Below are 18,893 nucleotides of genomic sequence, written 5' to 3' on the forward strand. Positions count from 1 at the left end.
GGCCGCAAGGTCAACGAGCTTTCCGGCGGCATGCAGCAGCGTGTCGGCCTTGCCCGCGCCTTTGCCACCGGCGCCCCGATCCTGCTCATGGACGAGCCTTTCTCGGCGCTCGACCCATTGATCCGCACCCGCCTGCAGGACGAGCTCCTGGAGTTCCAGCGGCGGCTGAAGAAGACCATTCTTTTCGTCAGCCACGATCTCGACGAGGCCTTCCGCATCGGCAATCGCATCGCCATCATGGAGAGCGGCCGCATCATCCAGTGCGGAACGCCCCACGACATCGTCAAGAACCCCGCAGACCAGTATGTCGCCGATTTCGTGCAGAACCTCAATCCGATCAACATGCTGACGGCGGCCGACGTCATGCAGCCGGGCCTTGGCCAGACTGCCGCCGGCATGAGCGTCAGCGCCACGGCCCGCGCCGCGACCCCGCTCATCGATATCCTCGATGCCCTTGCCCGCCAGCCAGGCAGTATCGGCATCGTCGAGAACGGCGCGATCGTCGGCACCATCTCGGCTCAGGATATCGTTGCCGGCCTCACCCGCCATCGCCGCAAGCAGGAAGCTTGATGTTTTCCATCCGCTTTGTCACAAAGTGGATATGAAAGATCAGCCCTCGCCCCTACGCGAAACCGACGACAATGCCCGAAAGCTCGCCCGCGTGCTTCTGCGCTCCGCCAGGCACGCGGCGATTGCCGTTCTCGCCCCCGAGACCGGCTTTCCCTTCGCCAGCCGCGTGCTCGTCGCCACCGATATCGACGGCATCCCCGTCATCCTGGTTTCGCAGCTGTCGGCTCATACCAAGGCGCTCGCCAGAGACCCGCGCGCCTCGCTCCTGACCGGCGAGCCCGGCAAGGGGGATCCCCTTGCCTATCCCCGTCTGACGACCCAATGCCTGGCAGAACCCATCGAGCACAGCAATCCATTCTACGCGCGGATCCGCGCGCGTTTTCTCGCTCGCCACCCCAAGGCGAAACTTTATATCGACTTTCCTGATTTCCTGTTCTTCCGTCTCAAGCCTGAGCAGGCCAGCCTCAATGGCGGTTTCGGCCGCGCCTACCAACTCGATGGGAACGATCTCGTAATCCAGTCGGCCGCGAATGAGGAGATTGCCGCCAGGGCAACAGAGACAGTGCGAGATTTAGTAGAACGCCACCCCGATGTGGAGGAAAGCCTTGCTACTAGGCTAAAGGCGCCGGAATCGGGCTCTTGGCGCATTTGTGGTGTGGATTCCTCAGGTTTCGACATGATTTCCGGCGATTTTCTGCTGCGATACGAGTTCGAAACCCTCGCTGTGGATGCCGATCACATTTGTTCAAACATATCTAAAATAGCATACTCGATACCTTAAATTTAGGTATATACAATCTTCGAGCCCAGTTGCTAATTTTTGATGTCAGTCAAAATCCCGGCTGGCGGCCTGCGCCAACACACTTGATGTACGTTTCGCATTAGGAAGATAACATATGGAAACCTCTGATTTGGCCGATCACACGAACGTGGCGGCAGCTTTATTGTCGGCCATGGCAAACCCGAAGAGATTGCTGATCTTGTGTAGCCTCGTGAAGGGCGAAGTGGCCGTCGGCGTGCTTGCGACGCAGGTCGGGCTCAGCCAGTCGGCTCTCTCTCAACACCTGTCGAAATTGCGCGCTCAAAAGCTGGTCAAGACCCGTCGGGACGCACAGACCATCTATTATTCGAGCACCTCCGAGCCGGTCATGAAGATCCTTGCAACGCTCGAAGATATCTACCTCGTGCAGAACCGGAACAGATCCGCCGCTTAATGATAGCGCTGACATGAAGTCGGCCGATGCCATGCCGCAAGGGAATGTTCCCGGAGGCTTGGCAACGATATTTCAGCACGTGAACCTTATGGCACGACCGGCAAATTTGCGATTTGCCGGTCGTGCCTTTGCGCGCCCGGTCTTTTGCTCCTTTCGCCGGCGGGGAAAGAATTGCAGCCTGATCGCGCTGAAGCGCTCGCCCCGTGATCGACCCAGACAAGTTGAGCCTCCCGTTAGGAACCGTTCTCGGGACTTTTCCCGTTGACGCCTTGGGAAGCCCTGATAATTTGACCGGGCAGTAAAAATATGGGCGTAAAGCCCCCGGGAAAGGGCCGACAGCGGCCAGGAGAACAGCATGTCCAATCGCCTCAACGCACCGAACGATCTTCGCGCCTTCTGGATGCCGTTTACGGCAAATCGCCAGTTCAAGAAGGAGCCGCGTTTGTTCGTTGGCGCCAAGGACATGTACTATACGACCCATGACGGCCGTCAGGTGCTGGACGGCACCGCTGGCCTCTGGTGCGTCAATGCCGGCCACTGCCGCCCGAAGATCACCGAGGCGATCCGCGAGCAGGCCGGCGAGCTCGATTACGCGCCGGCCTTCCAGCTCGGCCATCCCAAGGCCTTCGAACTGGCAAACCGCCTGGTCGACATTGCCCCGGAAGGCCTGAACCACGTTCTCTATACCAACTCCGGTTCCGAATCCGTCGAGACCGCGCTCAAGGTGGCGCTCGCCTATCACCGGGTGAAGGGCAATGGATCACGGTTCCGCCTGATCGGCCGCGAGCGCGGCTATCACGGCGTCAATTTCGGCGGCATCTCCGTCGGCGGCATCGTCACCAACCGTAAGATGTTCGGCACGCTTCTAACCGGCGTCGATCACATGCCGCACACCCACCAACCCGGCAAGAACAACTTCACCCGCGGCGAGCCCGAGCATGGCGGCGACATCGCCACCGAGCTCGAGCGTATCGTCACCCTGCATGACGCCTCTACCGTCGCCGCCGTCATCGTCGAGCCGGTGGCAGGCTCCACCGGCGTCTTGATCCCGCCCAAGGGCTACCTGCAGAAGCTGCGCGAGATCTGCACCAAACACGGCATCCTTCTAATCTTCGACGAGGTCATCACCGGCTTCGGCCGCCTCGGCGCCCCCTTCGCCGCCCAGTATTACGACGTCAAGCCCGACATGATCACCGCCGCCAAGGGACTGACCAATGGTGTCATCCCGATGGGCGCCGTCTTCGTCACCTCCGAGATCCATGATGCTTTCATGAACGGCCCGGAGCACATGATCGAGTTCTTCCACGGCTACACCTATTCCGGCAACCCGATCGCTTCCGCCGCCGCACTCGCCACGCTCGACACCTATAAGGAAGAGGGGCTGCTGACACGCGCCGCCGAGCTTTCCGACTACTGGGCCGACGCGCTGCATTCGCTAAAGGACTGCCCCAATGTCATCGACATCAGGAACACCGGCCTGATCGGCGCGATCGAACTCGACCCGATCGCCGGCGAGCCGACCAAGCGTGCCTTCACCGCTTTCCTGAAAGCCTATGAAAGCGGCCTGCTGATCCGCACCACAGGCGATATCATCGCGCTCTCGCCGCCGCTGATCATCGAGAAGCACCATATCGACGAGCTCTTCGACAAGCTGCGGACCATCCTGCAGAACAACATCTGAGAAGCTCTGAAATTTCCGGCAAAAGGGCATGCAGCACGTCAAAGTGTTATAGCGCCGCGCGTCTGAAAGGACGCGCGGCGCTATAAGTCCACGCAGGCCGGTTTGTTGCCAAGCTGGATAGACCTCAGGTCACGGCGGCGACGGAAAGGCAGAGGGCGAATTTCTTCAACAGCCGGCGATCGAAATGCCCTTCGTTACCAAGCATCCATTTCAGTGCTTGGCTCGCGCTCCATGGCGCCCTGTACGGCCGCACCGAGGTGATGGCGTCGTAGACGTCGCAAATCGCAGCAATACGCGCATGGAGGCTGACCTGCGCCTCGGAAAGTTTGCGGGGGTAGCCTTTGCCGTCGATACGCTCATGATGGTTGAGGCATACGTCGAGAACAATTTCCGAAATGCCTTCCTGGCGCGACAGGATTGCGTGTCCCTTTTCCGGATGGTCGCGGATCATCTTGATCTCGTCCTCGTCCAGGGGGCCCTCCTTGTTGAGTATCTCGAGCGGAATTTCGAGCTTGCCGACGTCGTGCAGCAATCCTGCTGTGCCGAGCATCTGAACAGTTGTCTCGTCAAGTCCGAGATGACGGCTGAAAAGGATCATCAGCGCGCTCACCGAAATCGAATGCAGGAACGTCGCCTCGTCCTTGGATTTCAGACGCGTAACGCTCAGAAAGACCGTGGGATTCTGATCGATAGACTTGGAGACTGAGGAAATCACCGGCGCCACCTGATCGACGCTGATCTCATCGCCATGCTGGAGTCGACCGAAAACGCTTTCCAGCACTTGCATGGATTTCTGGATGGTCTCGCGTGCCGCCTTGGTGTCGATCTCGATGTTGCCACCTGGCAGGCCGTCAATATCCAGGCCTCTGCTGGTGTTGATGATCACGCCTATCATGCCGTTCTTGCGAAGCTTCTGGGCATCGATTTCACGGCGCAGAAGAAATCTGCGCTTGGACAGAAAGGGATCGTGCCATGCACCCTCGATGGCCTCTACAAACATTCCGGTGCGCACCTGCCTGGCTTCGACCCGCTTGAGCATCCAGCTCTCTATTCCTGAAATAACTCTCTGTTTATTGTCGACCGTTCTTTTGCATCGCAGCAATATATGCGCGAATAATGGTTCTACCCTAATTGGTAGAATCAAATGTTAATCTCGAAACAGAATTCGAATATTCAGAAAGACGAAGAGAGCCTCCGCGAAATTCGCCAGGTTTCATCGGCGCATCGCTGACGCGGGGTACCGGCACCCTCTAGAAATCGGCAGACGGCGTCAAAATCGACGATTTCGGACGATTTCGCACGGGATCGGCTCAATTCTCGTTTCATTTTGCTATCAACTTGCGAAATCTCACCAAAATTCCTAGAAATCTTGCCGTTGCACCCATTCGAGCCAAATATGGCCGGAGGGCGCATTGATCGCGCCGATATCGATCGTCCTTGGCACGGCCTTAGGGCCGTTGAACGATCYGGAAAAGCCGGCGCGACGCTTCATCGCGGGTCGAATGACCCCATCCAAGGAGACAGACAATGACCCTCAAGACTTTGACGGCGACCCTCGTCGCGTCACTCGCCTTTGCGCCGCTTGCCCACGCCGATATCACCATCGGCCTGATCGCGCCGCTGACCGGCCCCGTCGCTGCCTATGGCGACCAGGTGAAGAACGGCGCTCAGACAGCAGTCGACGAGATCAACAAGAAGGGCGGGATTCTCGGCGAGAAGGTCGTCCTCGAACTGGCCGACGATGCCGGCGAGCCGAAGCAGGGCGTTTCCGCCGCCAACAAGGTCGTCGGCGACGGCATCCGTTTCGTCGTCGGCCCAGTGACCTCAGGCGTCGCCATTCCCGTTTCGGACGTGCTTGCTGAAAACGGCGTGCTGATGGTCACCCCGACCGCGACCGCCCCTGACCTGACCAAGCGCGGTCTCACCAACGTGCTGCGCACCTGCGGACGCGACGACCAGCAGGCCGAAGTCGCCGCCAAATATGTGCTGAAGAATTTCAAGGACAAGCGCGTCGCCATCGTCAACGACAAGGGCGCCTATGGCAAGGGCCTCGCCGACGCCTTCAAGGCGACGCTGAACGCCGGAGGCATCACCGAAGTCGTCAATGACGCGATCACGCCCGGCGACAAGGATTTCAGCGCGCTCACCACCCGCATCAAGTCGGAAAAGGTCGACGTGGTCTATTTCGGCGGCTACCACCCGGAAGGCGGCCTGCTCGCCCGCCAGCTGCATGACCTCGCCGCCAACGCGACGATCATCGGCGGCGACGGCCTCTCCAACACCGAATTCTGGGCAATCGGCACCGATGCGGTAGCAGGCACCATCTTCACCAACGCTTCGGACGCCACGAAGAGCCCGGATTCCAAAGCCGCAGCCGACGCGCTCGCCGCGAAGAACATCCCGGCCGAGGCCTTCACGCTCAACGCCTATGCCGCCGTCGAAGTGCTGAAGGCCGGCATCGAGAAGGCCGGCAGCGCCGAGGATGCGGAAGCCGTTGCGACCGCGCTGAAGGGCGGCGAAGAAATCCCGACCGCCATCGGCAAGGTCACCTACGGCGAAACCGGCGACCTGACCTCGCAGAGCTTCTCGCTCTACAAATGGGAAGCCGGCAAGATCGTCGCCGCCGAGTAAACCATCGCGGACCGTCGACCACCGGGCGCCCCTATGGCGCCCGGTTTCGTTTTGCGGCACTCGCTTGTGGCGGCAGATCGGTTATAAGTTTCGGAATCGGTTGTAATGTGAGCAATACCATGACCACCAAGCTCGAACGTCTCATCGACCAGGGCGTCGGCCGCGTGCCGGCCGATATCGTGCTGAAGGGCGGCCGTTTCTTCGATCTCGTTACCGGCGAACTCGTCCTGTCGGACATTGCGATCGGCGCCGATCGCATCGTCGGCACCTCAGGCGATTATGATGGCGAGACCGAAATCGATATATCGGGCAGGATCGTCGTTCCCGGCTTCATCGACACGCATCTGCATATCGAATCTTCGCTCGTCACACCGCATGAATTCGATCGCTGCGTTCTGCCCTACGGCGTGACGACCGCGATCTGCGATCCGCACGAAATCGCCAATGTGCTCGGAACCGCCGGCATCGAATTCTTTCTGGAATCGGCGCTGGAGACGATCATGGACATCCGCGTCCAGCTCTCCTCCTGTGTTCCGGCGACGCATCTCGAAACCTCCGGCGCCGACCTGCCGATCGAGCGCCTCCTGCCCTACCGCCACCACCCGAAGGTCATCGGCCTTGCCGAATTCATGAATTTCCCCGGCGTGATCCACAAGGATCCCGTCTGCATGACCAAGCTTGATGCCTTCCAGGGCGGCCATATCGACGGTCACGCGCCGCTACTGTCCGGCAACGACCTCAATGGCTACCTCTCGGCCGGCATCCGCACCGAGCACGAATGCACGACTGCCGCCGAAGCGCTGGAAAAGATCCGCAAGGGCATGCATATCCTTGTGCGCGAGGGTTCGGTATCCAAGGATCTCGCGGCGCTGATGCCTATTATCACCGAGCGGCTTTCCCCTTACCTGGCACTCTGCACCGATGACCGCAATCCGCTCGATATCGCCGAACAGGGCCATCTCGATCATATGATCCGCACGGCGATCGCAAGCGGCGTCGAGCCCCTGGCGATCTACCGCGCCGCCTCGATTTCGGCCGCCCGCGCCTTCGGCCTCAGGGACCGCGGCCTGGTCGCGCCGGGCTGGCGCGCCGATCTGGTGGTTCTCGACAGCCTGGAAAACTGCCGCGCCGACATGATCTTCTCCGCCGGTCGCCGCGTCACCGATGCGCTCTTTTCTTCGCGCAGGCCGGTTGCCCCGATCGGCCTCGACAGCGTCAAGGCCAGGCCCGTCAACGCCGCCCATTTCGGCGTCCCGGTCGCCGAGGGCGAGACGCCTGTCATCGGCGTCATGCCGGGCAAGATCATCACCGAGCATCGCCGCTATCGCCTGCCCGTCAGGGGCAACGAGACGACGGTCGATCTCGCCAACGATATCATCAAGGTCGCCGTCATCGAGCGCCACGGCAGGAACGGCAACCATGCCAACGGCTTCGTCCAGGGCTTCGGCCTGAAGAAGGGTGCGATCGCCTCGACCGTCGGCCATGACAGCCACAATATCTGCGTGGTCGGCGTCAGCGAGGACGACATGGCCTGCGCCGCAAACCGCCTTGGCGAGATCAAGGGCGGCTTCGTCGTCGTCGAAGACGGCAAGGTCACCGGCGAAATCGCCCTGCCCATCGCCGGTCTTATGAGCCTCGAGCCCTACGAGACGGTTCGCGACATCCTCCACCATCTGCGCAAGGCCGCCTTCGCGCTCGGCGCCACGCTGGAAGAACCTTTCCTCCAGCTCGCTTTCCTGCCGCTGCCGGTCATCCCGCACTTGAAGATATCCGACCGCGGCATGGTGGATGTGGACAAGTTCGCGCTCATCGGGTGATGCGATTGAAACAGGGCTGGCTCGGTGGTGGACAACCTCTCGGCGGTCGCCTTCAGAGACACAGCAGTCGAACATCAAACCCGCGCGCAAAACCCGTCGAGCGCCGCAAGCTTCACTGACCCCGCGCCCGCTACCGCCTCGAAGCCCGGCATATCAAGCGGTTCCCCGAGCACGATGCCACCAGGCAGGCGGAATTCCGCCGGTTTGCGCGTCAGGTTGAAAACGAAGAGCAGTTTTTCTCCGTCCTTTTCGCGGGTGAAGGCGAGCAGGTCCTGGTTGGTGCCGATGAAGGCCATGTCGCCGTCGACCAGCGCCGGATGGCTCTTCCGGAATGCAAGCGTCTTGCGGTAGTGGTGCAGCACCGAGCTATCGCTCGCCTCCTGCGTATCGACGGAAAGTGCTGCCTGCTCGTAAGGCACCGGCAGCCAGCTCTTTTCCGCGGATGTGAAGCCCGCATGCGCCTTGCCGGCTTCCCAGGGCATCGGCGTGCGGCATCCGTCGCGGCCCTTGAAGGCCGGCCAGAAGCGGATGCCGTAAGGGTCGCGCAGATCCTCGAAGGCGAGCTCTGCCTCGGGCAGGCCGAGCTCCTCGCCCTGATAGAGGCAGATCGAGCCACGTAGCGCCGCAAGCACCGAGACCGCCAGCTTGGCGATGACAGGCCGTTCTTCCTCCGTCCGCGCGAAACGGCTGACATGGCGCATGACGTCATGGTTGGAAAAAGCCCAGCAGACCCAGCCGTCCGTGACTGCCTTGTGGAAGGCCTCGACGCAGCCGCGAATATGCTCGGCGGTGAAATCCGGCCCGAGCAGATCGAATGTGTAGCACATGTGCAGCTTGTCGCCGCCGCTCGTATAGGCGCCAACCGTCTTCAGCGAACGCGCGCCATCGCCGACTTCGCCGACAGTCGTGCGATCCTCGTACTGATCGAGCAGCGCCCGGAAGCGCTTGAGGAAATCGACATTTTCCGGCTGCGTCTTGTCGTAGAGGTGGTTCTGCATGCCGTAGGGATTGCTGTCGGGCGCATCAAGGCCTGCGTCATCTTCATCCGGCTCGTGCGGCGGATTGCTCCTGAGCAGCTTGTCGCAGAAATAATAGTTGACCGTATCCAGGCGGAAGCCGTCGACGCCGCGGTCGAGCCAGAACTTCACCGTCTCGAGGACCGCATCCTGCACGGCCTTGTTGTGGAAGTTGAGGTCCGGCTGCGAGGTCAGGAAATTGTGCTGGTAATATTGCCGGCGCACGCCATCCCATTCCCAGCCCGGCCCGCCGAAAATCGACAACCAGTTGTTCGGCGCTGTACCATCCGGCTTCGGATCGGCCCAGACATACCAATCCGCCTTGGGATTGGTCCGGCTCGATCGGCTCTCGACGAACCAGGGATGCCGGTCGGAGGTATGCGAGATCACCTGGTCGATAACAACCTTGATGCCGAGCCTGTGCGCTTCGGCCATCATCTCGTCGAAATCGGCGAGCGTCCCGAAGATTGGATCGACGTCGCAATAATCGGAAACGTCGTAGCCCATGTCGGCCATCGGCGACTTGAAGAAGGGCGAGAGCCAGATCGCGTCGACGCCGAGGCTGGCTATATGCGGCAGCCGGCGGGTGATTCCCCTGAGATCGCCAAGACCGTCGCTGTTGGTGTCCTGAAACGAGCGCGGATAGACCTGATAGATCACCGCGCCGCGCCACCAGTCCGCACTCCCGCCTGCCTGCAATGCCATCGGCTACATCTCCTGCCTCGTTTGCGCTCGCCACACTAAAGCGGACAAAACAAAAGACAACCGGGTGAAGCCGTGATGAGAGCGTGGCGGATGTCACGGCGCGTCGTCGCGATCCGACAAGGGGGAGACGTATATAGGCTTGTCCACAACCCGTTTCCACACTCCGGATTTGGGGTTGCAACGCAAAGCCTTTGCGATAATGTGCGCGCTGACCTGCACGTAAGAGGTCAAACACCGGGAACAAATGTCTAATAAAGGCGAAAAGCCTAGAAAGGTGGACCCACCATGAACCATTTCGCGAAAAAATTTCTCGCCTCGGCAATGCTTGGCACATTGCTGGCGTTTTCGGCCCATGCGGCCACGCTCAACATTCACAATGGTGGCGACCCGCAGTCGCTCGATCCGCAGAAGCTTTCCGGAGACTGGGAAAACCGTATCGCCGGCGACATTTTCGAAGGCCTCGTCACCGAGGACGCCAAGGATAATCCGATCCCCGGCCAGGCCGAAAGCTGGACGATTTCGCCTGATGGCAAGGTTTACACCTTCAAGCTTCGCGACGGCATCAAATGGTCAGATGGCCAGCCGGTAACGGCAGGAGACTTCGTCTTCGCCTTCCAGCGCCTCGTCGACCCGAAGAACGCCGCCGACTATGCCTATCTGCAGTTCACCATCAAGAACGCCGAAAAGATCAACAAGGGTGAGATCACCGATCTCAACGAACTCGGCGTCAAGGCGATCGACGACAAGACGCTCGAAATCACCCTTGAAAACGCCACCCCCTATTTCATTAATGCCCTGATGCATTACACCGCCTACCCGCTGCCGAAGCATGTCGTCGAGGCGAAGGGCCAGGATTGGGTCAAGATCGGCAACATCGTCACCAACGGCCCCTACAAGCCGGTCGAATGGGTTCCGGGCTCGCATGTCACCACAGTTAAGAACGATCAGTGGTATGACACCAAGGACCTGAAGATCGACGGAGCGAAGTTCTTCGTGCTCGAAGACCAGGAAGCCGCGCTGAAACGCTACCGCGCCGGCGAATTCGATATCCTCACCGACTTCCCGACCGACCAATACGAGTGGATGAAGAAGAACCTGCCGGGCCAGGCGCATGTCGCCCCCTTCTCCGGCCTCTATTATTACGTCGTCAACTCACAGAAGCCGCCCTTCAGCGACAAGCGCGTCCGCCAGGCTCTCTCCATGGCGATCAACCGTGAAGTCATCGGCCCGCAAATCCTCGGCACCGGCGAGCTGCCGGCCTATTCCTGGGTTCCGCCGGGCACGGCGAATTACGGCGAGCCGGCCTATGTCAGCTGGAAGGACCTGCCCTATAGCGAGAAGGTCGCCGAAGCCAAGAAGCTTCTGACCGAAGCCGGTTTCGGCCCGGACAAGCCGCTGCACGCCGTGCTGAGCTACAACACCAACGACAACCACAAGCGCATCGCCGTCGCCATCGCCTCCATGTGGAAGCCGCTCGGCGTCGATGTCGAGCTCGTCAATGCCGAAACCAAGGTGCATTACGACCAGATGCAGCGTGGCCAGGTCGAAATCGGCCGCGCCGGCTGGCTCGCCGACTATAACGACCCGGACAATTTCCTGAACCTTCTGGTGACAGGCGTCCAGATGAACTACGGCCGCTGGTCCAATCCCGAGTACGACAAGATGATCAAGGAAGGCAACGCCGAGACGGATCTCACCAAGCGTGCCGCGATCTTCAAGAAGGCCGAACAGCTGGCGCTGGATGAATCCGCCGCCCTGCCGATCTACTACTATGTCTCGAAGAACGTCGTTTCGCCGAAGATCGAAGGCTTCGTCGACAACATCCAGGACATCCACCGCACCCGCTGGCTGTCGATGAAAGAGTAAGGGAAAACGGTCCTTTCCGCGCGTTGCGGAAAGGACCGGCCCACGACCATGATCAAATACGCACTCCGTCGCCTTCTGTCGACGATCCCCGTCATGTGGATCGCCGTAACAGCCTCGTTTTTTGTTTTGCGCCTTGCCCCCGGCGGCCCTTTCGATGGCGAAAGGCCATTGCCGCCGGTGATCCTGAAGAACCTTGCGATCCACTACAATCTCGACAAGCCGCTCATCMAGCAGTACCTGATCTATGTCGGTGACCTGCTCCGGGGCGATCTTGGCCCCTCCTTCGCCAGCGAAGATTTCACCGTCGCCCAGCAGATTATGATCGGTCTGCCCTACACCTTCACCATCGGTACGGCTGCCTTCCTGATTGCCATCATCGTCGGTGTCGCCGTCGGCTGTCTTGGGGCGCTCTATCAGAACAAGGCACCGGATTATATTCTGGGCGCGCTCATTCTGATCGGCGTCGTGCTACCGAACTTCCTGATCGCGCCCATCCTGCAGCTCGTCTTCGGCATCCATCTCGCATGGTTTCCAGTCGGCGGCTGGGGTGACGGCTCGATCAAATACCTCATCCTGCCGATCGTCGTTCTCGCCCTGCCGCATGCCGGCCGTATCTCGCGCATTACGCGCGGCTCGATGATCGAGGTGATGAACCAGAATTTTATCCGTACCGCCAAGGCAAAGGGCATCGGCCCTCGACTGACGGTCATGCGCCACGCGCTGAAGCCCGCCTTGATGCCGGTCGTCTCCTATTTGGGTCCGGCAGCAAGCTATCTTCTCACCGGCTCGCTTGTTGTCGAGAGCATCTTCGGATTGCCCGGCATCGGCCGCTATTTCGTCAACGCAGCGCTGAACCGTGATTACGGCATGGTTCTCGGCACGGTCATCTTCTACATGGTGCTGATCGTGTTCCTGAACCTTCTCGTTGATATCGCCTATGCGTGGCTCGATCCGAAAGTGAGAAACAGATGATCCTCAACCCCGCAAAACGCGAGCTGCTCGCCCAGGAGCTGCTGGCGGCGGAAGGCCTGGCACCCGAAAGCCGCTCGCTCACAAAGGATGCGTTGCGCCGCCTCGGCCGCAACAAGGCAGCCGTCCTGTCGATCGTCGTCCTGACGCTGCTGATCCTCGTCGCCTTCATCGGCCCCTGGTTCATTCCCTTCAACTATGAGGATCCAGACTGGGCGGCCTTCCGGATCCCGCCCTCGTTCGAGACCGGTCATTATTTCGGCACCGACCCGAACGGCCGCGACCTTCTCGCCCGCGTCCTCTACGGCACTCGCGTCTCGCTGGCCGTGGCGCTGACGGCGACCGTCGTCTCCGTCTTCATCGGCGTGCTCTACGGTGCGGTATCGGGATATATCGGCGGCAGGCTGGATGCGATCATGATGCGCTTCGTCGATATCATGTATGCGCTTCCCTATATCCTCTTCGTGATCCTGCTGATGGTGATCTTCGGCCGCAACGTCTATCTGCTCTTTGCCGCCATCGGCGCGCTGGAATGGCTGACCATGGCCCGCATCGTTCGCGGCCAGACGCTATCGATCAAACATCGCGAATTCATCGAAGCGGCCCGCGCGTCCGGGCAGCGGCCGTTCAAGATCATCATCAAGCACATCATCCCGAACCTCGTCGGACCCGTGGTCATCTTCGCAGCATTGACGGTGCCTGAAATCATCGCCACCGAAAGCTTCCTTTCCTATCTCGGCTTCGGCGTGCAGGAACCGCTGACCTCGCTCGGCACGCTGATCGCCGARGGGACCGATGCCATGGAAAGCATGCCTTGGCTGCTGGTCTTCCCGGCAAGCTTCCTCGTGGCCCTGCTGCTCAGCCTGCTGTTCATCGGCGACGGCCTGCGCGACGCGTTCGACCCGAAGGATCGTTAAATGACGGATACCCTCCTCGAACTCAAAGACTATTCGATCACCTTCAAAACGCCCGACGGTGAGGTGAAAGCAGTCTCGAACATGAACCTGACCGTCAAGCGCGGCGAGCGCATCGCCATCGTCGGCGAATCCGGATCCGGCAAGAGCCAAACCTTCCTCGGCATCATGGGCCTGCTCGCCAAGAACGGCAAAACGACGGGACAGGCGTTGCTCGAAGGCAAGGACGTGCTGGCGCTGAAACCGCGCGAGCTCGACCAGATCCGCGGCAAGGACATGGCGATGGTCTTCCAGGACCCGATGACCGCCCTCAATCCGTCGCTGAAGATCTCCCGGCAACTGACGGAGCAGCTCGAGGTTCACGGCGGGCTGACGGCGCGCGCGGCATCCGCCGCCGCACTCGACATGCTGAAACGCGTCGGCATCCCCGATCCGACACGACGCTTCCATCTCTACCCGCACGAGCTCTCCGGCGGCATGCGCCAGCGCATCGTCATCGCCATGGCGCTGCTCACCCGGCCGAAGCTTCTGATCGCCGACGAACCGACGACGGCGCTCGACGTCACCATCCAGGCGCAGATCCTCGATCTCTTCAACGACCTGACGGCGGAGATGAACACAGCGCTCGTCATGATCACCCACGATCTCGGCGTCGTTGCCGGCCTCGCCGACCGCGTCGCCGTCATGTATGCCGGCCGCATCGTCGAGGAGGCTCCGGTCGACGAACTCTTCGACAATCCGGCCCATCCCTACACCGCAGCACTGCATGCCTCGATCCCGCGCCCTGACCAGGATGTTGACGACCTCGTCGTCATCCCCGGCCGTCCGCCAAACCTGAAGCACCTGCCGAAGGGCTGCAATTTCTCGCCGCGCTGCTCGCAGGTCCAGGACGATTGCATCGACCGGCCGCCGCCGCTCGAAACGCTGGCACCGCACCATTGCGCCGCCTGTTACCACCCCTTCCCGCGTCGCGAGGAGCTGTTGAACCATGGCTGAACGATCGCTTCTGAGGGTCGAGAACCTGACGACCCAATTCGAACTGCCGGCAAAAGGCCTCTTCAAGCCGCCAATCTTTCTCACAGCCGTCAACAATGTCAGCTTCGACCTCAGCGAAGGCCGCACGCTTGGCATCGTCGGCGAATCCGGCTGCGGCAAGTCCACGCTCGGCCGCTCCATCCTGCGGCTGTTGAAATCGCAGAAGGGCCGCATCCTCTGGCAGGGCCGGAACCTGCTCGACCTGTCGGATGAGGAAATGCGCGCCGCGCGCCGCGACATGCAGATCATCTTTCAGGATCCGATCGCCTCGCTCGACCCGCGCATGACGGTCGGCGACATCATCGCCGAGCCGCTCACCGTCTTCGAGCCGAAACTCTCCAAAGCCGAGCGCACCGAACGTGTCCGCGAGATCATGACCGCCGTCGGCCTGGTGCCGGAAATGATCAACCGCTATCCGCACGAATTCTCCGGCGGCCAGGCGCAACGCATCGGCATCGCCCGCGCGGTCGTCACCAAACCGAAGCTCATTATCTGCGACGAGCCGGTTTCGGCCCTCGACGTCTCGATCCAGGGTCAGGTCATCACGCTCCTACGCAAGCTGCGCAAGGAATTCGGCCTGACGCTGATCTTCATCAGCCACGACCTCTCCGTCGTCCGCCTGATCTCAGATGATGTGCTGGTGCTCTACCTCGGCAGGGTGGTGGAAGCCGGCGACTGCGCCACCGTCTTCGATCATCCGGCCCACCCCTATACGCGGGCGCTCTTTTCCGCCGCGCCGATTCCCGATCCGAAGCTTGCGCGCCTGCGCACCCGCATCCGCCTGCAGGGTGACCCGCCCTCGCCGCTCAACCCGCCGAAAGGCTGCGTCTTCTCACCGCGCTGCTGGAAGGCGACCGACATCTGTCGCACCGAAATGCCGCCGACCGAGGAGGTCCGCCCCGGGCAGAAGGCCGCCTGCTATCATATGGACAGGCCATGAACGGAAAGACGGCCGCCCAGGCGGCCCTCGCCTTGAATGTCCGACCACCGTCCATCCCGGGACGAGGCGGACTATTTTTGGATCTAAAGTCCCCGATAAGAAAGATTTTATGAGCGAATGCTATCCCATTTCGGCCTAATCGCAAGCCAGGGGAACGCATACATGAAATCGAAAATATCAGCTTTGATCGCACTCGCCGCCACGATGATCGCCGCCTCCGCGGTTTCGTCGCATGCCGAAGATCTGAACTTCAAGCTCACCAACGGGACGAACTCCGTCCTGACACGTTTCTACAGCTCGCCGACCGGCGTCGGCGAATGGGAAGAAGACGTCTTCGGTGACGACGTTCTCAATCCGGGCGAAAGCATCGATATCACCATCGCCGATGGCCGCACCGTCTGCAAATACGACATGCGCTTCGAATTCGAAGAAGGCTCAAACCTCGCAACCACGGAAGATACGCAAGATCTTTGCGCGATGGGCAGCTACACCATCCACGAATAGGCGTCCTTCTGAAAGCCCGCCTTCGCCTCGCCCGCGAAGACGGGCTTCATCTCCCGTAATATCGACGCTTGTCACTCTGCCCGGCTCCGCGTATCAGCGAATGAAGACCTGCGGATAATCCGCCAATTCAAAGTGATAGAGTGTCCCTAGCGCGTCCTGTTGGATCCGCAGCGCTCTAATGCCGGGAGGACAAGGTGAGCAGACGGTTTCTATCGATCGGTGAATGCATGGTGGAACTCTCGCAGGCAGGCGACGGCCTGCTGCGCAAAGGCTTTGCCGGCGATACCTTCAACACCGCCTGGTATGCCCGCGCCTGCCTTGCCGCCGACTGGTCGGTCGATTATTTCACCGCCCTCGGTGACGACGCCATGTCGGATGAGATGCTGGCCTTCATCGACACATCAGGCATCGGCACGAGCCTCATCCGCCGCATCAGGGGCAGGACGCCCGGCCTCTATATGATCAATCTGAAGGACGGCGAACGTTCCTTCAGCTACTGGCGTGACAGCTCGGCAGCCCGCAGCCTGGCGGCTGATCCGGACCGCCTGCGTGAGGCGGTGGAGAGCGCAGCCGTCATCTATTTCTCCGGCATCACCCTTGCCATCCTGCCACATGAGGATGCCGAGACTTTGCTTGCCGAAGTCCGTCGCGCCAAGGCCGCCGGCAAGCTCGTCGTCTTCGATCCGAACATCCGGCCGCGCCTCTGGTCGAGCTACGACGTGATGCACACGACAATCAGCGAAGGCGCCCGCTCATCCGTGCTCGTCATGCCGAGCTTCGACGACGAGGCGGCCCATTTCGGCGATGATTCCATTGAGGCAACGATCCACCGCTATCGCGCACTGGGCGCCGTCGATATCGTCGTCAAGAACGGCGCTGACGGTGTCACGCTGAATTTTGCCGGCGAGCAAACCTTCGTTCCGGCTGAAAAGGTGAAGAAGGTGGTCGACACCACCAGCGCCGGCGACAGCTTCAACGGCGCCTTTCTCGCACGATACCTCGAAGCAGGCGATGCGCCTGCCGCCGCCCGCTTCGCAGCAAAGGTCGCTGCCCGCGTCGTCAGCGAACATGGTGCATTGGTCGTAAGGGAAAAGCTCGGATTGGATGGCGGCTAGCCGCACATGCTGACGCGGTACGTCCGCCATGCACAGGCGCTTCCCGCCTTGTCGGCATCGTTTGCTCTGCTGATCCCCCTCAAATCGATTCCGATTTCAGGGTTATACGAAATCAGGACTTCGTCGGCCGATCGGACTCGCGAACTGCCTCGTCATGGTACCAGCAGCTGTCGAGCGCAGCATCGCAGACGTCTGCTGCCTCGCGCTCCATCAGCCTGGCGCGTTCGAACCGGTTGGCGTTTCGTATCGCCTTCACGGGAAACTGGTAGATCGTTGCGGATTCACGATGGAAACCGGTGGGCATGAGATCGCCTCCATTCAGTTCGGCGCATCAACATTTCAGGACCATCTACATAGCACAATGCACATAGTTTATGCAAATTGCATAAAATAAGGGCAATGTTACAATTGTGATCGGTCGGCATGCTGTCTCGGCTAAAAGCTTCCGATAATTTGTTTAACACTTCATCATTTCAGCCTAACGCCGCAATTTTCATCCAGTTCCAGATGGGAAAAGTGCGTTTTGATGGGCGTTACCGCCTGTGAGCGTTAAAAACAGCCCGATTTTCCAAAAGAGAAAAAATCGGCCGGCACGCTGATTCGCGATTTTTCTTTTGCGTGGCGCCAAAACTGGCACGCTACGTGCTTTTAAAGCGTCATCCCTGGCGGTCGGATGCGCTTGCGCGCCGAGATCACCTCCGGATTTGCTCACCTTCGTAGCATTGAGAGAGTCACGATGACAAAATATAAGCTCGAGTATATTTGGCTCGATGGGTACACTCCGGTACCGAACCTGCGTGGCAAGACGCAGATCAAGGAATTCGACGCATTCCCGACGCTGGAACAGCTTCCGCTCTGGGGCTTTGACGGCTCCTCGACACAGCAGGCTGAAGGCCGCAGCTCCGATTGCGTGCTGAAGCCGGTCGCCATCTATCCCGACCCGGCCCGTACCAACGGCGCTCTCGTCATGTGCGAAGTCATGATGCCGGATGGCGTCACGCCGCATGCATCGAATGCCCGCGCTACCATCCTCGACGACGAAGACGCCTGGTTCGGCTTCGAGCAGGAATATTTCTTCTACCAGAACGGCCGCCCGCTCGGCTTCCCTGAGCAGGGCTACCCCGCTCCGCAGGGCCCGTACTACACCGGCGTCGGCTATTCGAACGTCGGCGACGTTGCCCGCGAAATCGTCGAAGAGCATCTCGACCTCTGCCTCGCTGCCGGCATCAATCACGAAGGCATCAATGCCGAAGTGGCCAAGGGCCAGTGGGAATTCCAGATTTTCGGCAAGGGCTCCAAGAAAGCCGCCGACCAGATCTGGATGGCACGCTATCTCTTGCAGCGCCTGACCGAAAAATACGGCATCGACATCGAGTATCACTGCAAGCCGCTCGGCGACACCGACTGGAACGGCTCGGGCATGCATTGCAACTTCTCGACCAAGTACATGCGCGAAATCGGCGGCAAGGCCTATTTCGAAGCGCTGATGGCGCAGTTCGAAAAGAACCTGATGGACCACATCAACGTCTACGGTCCTGACAACGACAAGCGCCTGACCGGCAAGCACGAAACGGCACCGTGGAACAAGTTCTCCTACGGCGTTGCCGACCGTGGTGCTTCGATCCGCGTTCCGCACTCCTTCGTCAAGAACGACTACAAGGGCTATCTTGAAGATCGCCGCCCGAACTCACAGGGCTGCCCCTACCAGATCGCTTCGCAGGTTCTGAAGACGATCTCGGAAGTTCCGACTGCAAGCTCGGCTTCCGCTGCCGCTTAACCTCCCAAACGGCGCCGGTCCTGGACCGGCGCCGTCATTCTTTATGCATGAAAACCGCCGCCCGCCGCCGACATAATCGAGGCGATCAGGCCAGCGAAAGCCCCTGCAATCCTCGCAATATGGGCTGTAATATTTCCAT

The 18,893-nt window shown here is 60.4% G+C and carries 17 protein-coding genes; 14 read left to right on the forward strand and 3 right to left on the reverse strand.

The genetic code is table 11. The features are described 5' to 3' along the window. The 4 genes from AC1D1Z_RS06255 to aptA all read left to right on the forward strand — a co-directional run. Positions 1-570 (forward strand): ATP-binding cassette domain-containing protein (locus AC1D1Z_RS06255; protein ID WP_477849857.1); only part of this gene is annotated, 570 nt, incomplete at its 5' end. Between the two features lie 31 nt (positions 571-601). Continuing rightward, positions 602-1,351 (forward strand): HugZ family pyridoxamine 5'-phosphate oxidase, encoded by a 750-nt coding sequence (locus tag AC1D1Z_RS06260; protein WP_026230716.1) that lies wholly within the window; start codon positions 602-604, stop codon positions 1,349-1,351. Positions 1,352-1,466: 115 nt separating this feature from the next. Then, positions 1,467-1,784: an ArsR/SmtB family transcription factor gene (locus AC1D1Z_RS06265; RefSeq protein WP_003561417.1), complete on the forward strand. Its 318-nt coding sequence runs from the start codon at positions 1,467-1,469 to the stop codon at positions 1,782-1,784. Positions 1,785-2,139: 355 nt separating this feature from the next. Next, positions 2,140-3,465 carry an omega-aminotransferase AptA gene (gene aptA, locus AC1D1Z_RS06270; RefSeq protein WP_018446724.1) on the forward strand — a complete coding sequence of 442 codons (1,326 nt, stop codon included), beginning with the start codon at positions 2,140-2,142 and terminating at the stop codon, positions 3,463-3,465. Positions 3,466-3,589: 124 nt separating this feature from the next. On the opposite strand, the gene AC1D1Z_RS06275 is transcribed toward aptA, so the two are convergent. Next, entirely contained in the window at positions 3,590-4,504 is a 915-nt protein-coding gene (locus tag AC1D1Z_RS06275) for an HD-GYP domain-containing protein (RefSeq protein ID WP_130652852.1), read from the reverse strand. Between the two features lie 488 nt (positions 4,505-4,992). Between AC1D1Z_RS06275 and AC1D1Z_RS06280 the strand changes: the two genes are divergently transcribed. Then, a complete protein-coding gene (locus AC1D1Z_RS06280; RefSeq protein ID WP_018243102.1) occupies positions 4,993-6,096 on the forward strand; it encodes a branched-chain amino acid ABC transporter substrate-binding protein in 1,104 nt (367 codons plus the stop codon). Positions 6,097-6,215: 119 nt separating this feature from the next. Beyond that, entirely contained in the window at positions 6,216-7,913 is a 1,698-nt protein-coding gene (gene ade, locus AC1D1Z_RS06285) for an adenine deaminase (protein WP_131646729.1), read from the forward strand. Positions 7,914-7,987: 74 nt separating this feature from the next. Here ade and bglA read toward each other — a convergent pair whose 3' ends face one another. After that, complete coding sequence (bglA, locus tag AC1D1Z_RS06290; protein WP_130758854.1) at positions 7,988-9,634, reverse strand: beta-galactosidase BglA; 1,647 nt, start codon at positions 9,632-9,634, stop codon at positions 7,988-7,990. A gap of 285 nt (positions 9,635-9,919) precedes the next feature. Between bglA and AC1D1Z_RS06295 the strand changes: the two genes are divergently transcribed. The 7 genes from AC1D1Z_RS06295 (at position 9,920) to AC1D1Z_RS06325 (ending at position 16,977) form a co-directional block, all read left to right on the forward strand. Then, a complete protein-coding gene (locus tag AC1D1Z_RS06295) occupies positions 9,920-11,500 on the forward strand; it encodes a peptide ABC transporter substrate-binding protein (protein WP_047618658.1) in 1,581 nt (526 codons plus the stop codon). Positions 11,501-11,548: 48 nt separating this feature from the next. Next, a complete protein-coding gene (locus AC1D1Z_RS06300) occupies positions 11,549-12,472 on the forward strand; it encodes an ABC transporter permease subunit (protein ID WP_477849863.1) in 924 nt (307 codons plus the stop codon). Continuing rightward, positions 12,469-13,386 (forward strand): ABC transporter permease, encoded by a 918-nt coding sequence (locus tag AC1D1Z_RS06305; RefSeq protein ID WP_018243106.1) that lies wholly within the window; start codon positions 12,469-12,471, stop codon positions 13,384-13,386. Before AC1D1Z_RS06300 ends, AC1D1Z_RS06305 begins: the two co-directional genes overlap by 4 nt. Further along, positions 13,387-14,379 (forward strand): ABC transporter ATP-binding protein, encoded by a 993-nt coding sequence (locus AC1D1Z_RS06310; RefSeq protein WP_130652856.1) that lies wholly within the window; start codon positions 13,387-13,389, stop codon positions 14,377-14,379. Next, the gene (locus AC1D1Z_RS06315) at positions 14,372-15,358 is read left to right on the forward strand and encodes an ABC transporter ATP-binding protein (RefSeq protein ID WP_130758855.1); all 987 of its coding nucleotides are present in this window, start codon (positions 14,372-14,374) and stop codon (positions 15,356-15,358) included. Before AC1D1Z_RS06310 ends, AC1D1Z_RS06315 begins: the two co-directional genes overlap by 8 nt. A gap of 162 nt (positions 15,359-15,520) precedes the next feature. Then, positions 15,521-15,862, forward strand: coding sequence for a hypothetical protein (locus AC1D1Z_RS06320; protein ID WP_130652858.1), 342 nt, complete (start codon positions 15,521-15,523; stop codon positions 15,860-15,862). A 194-nt stretch (positions 15,863-16,056) separates the two neighbouring features. Further along, positions 16,057-16,977 carry a sugar kinase gene (locus tag AC1D1Z_RS06325; protein ID WP_130717443.1) on the forward strand — a complete coding sequence of 307 codons (921 nt, stop codon included), beginning with the start codon at positions 16,057-16,059 and terminating at the stop codon, positions 16,975-16,977. A 112-nt stretch (positions 16,978-17,089) separates the two neighbouring features. Here AC1D1Z_RS06325 and gstI read toward each other — a convergent pair whose 3' ends face one another. Beyond that, complete coding sequence (gene gstI / locus AC1D1Z_RS06330) at positions 17,090-17,281, reverse strand: glutamine synthetase translation inhibitor GstI (protein ID WP_018243111.1); 192 nt, start codon at positions 17,279-17,281, stop codon at positions 17,090-17,092. A 432-nt stretch (positions 17,282-17,713) separates the two neighbouring features. On the opposite strand from gstI, the gene AC1D1Z_RS06335 reads away from it, so the two are divergent. After that, entirely contained in the window at positions 17,714-18,754 is a 1,041-nt protein-coding gene (locus AC1D1Z_RS06335; RefSeq protein WP_018243112.1) for a glutamine synthetase beta-grasp domain-containing protein, read from the forward strand. Positions 18,755-18,893 lie beyond the last annotated feature (139 nt).

It is taken from the genome of Rhizobium sp. P1_E1 (genome assembly GCF_056406015.1).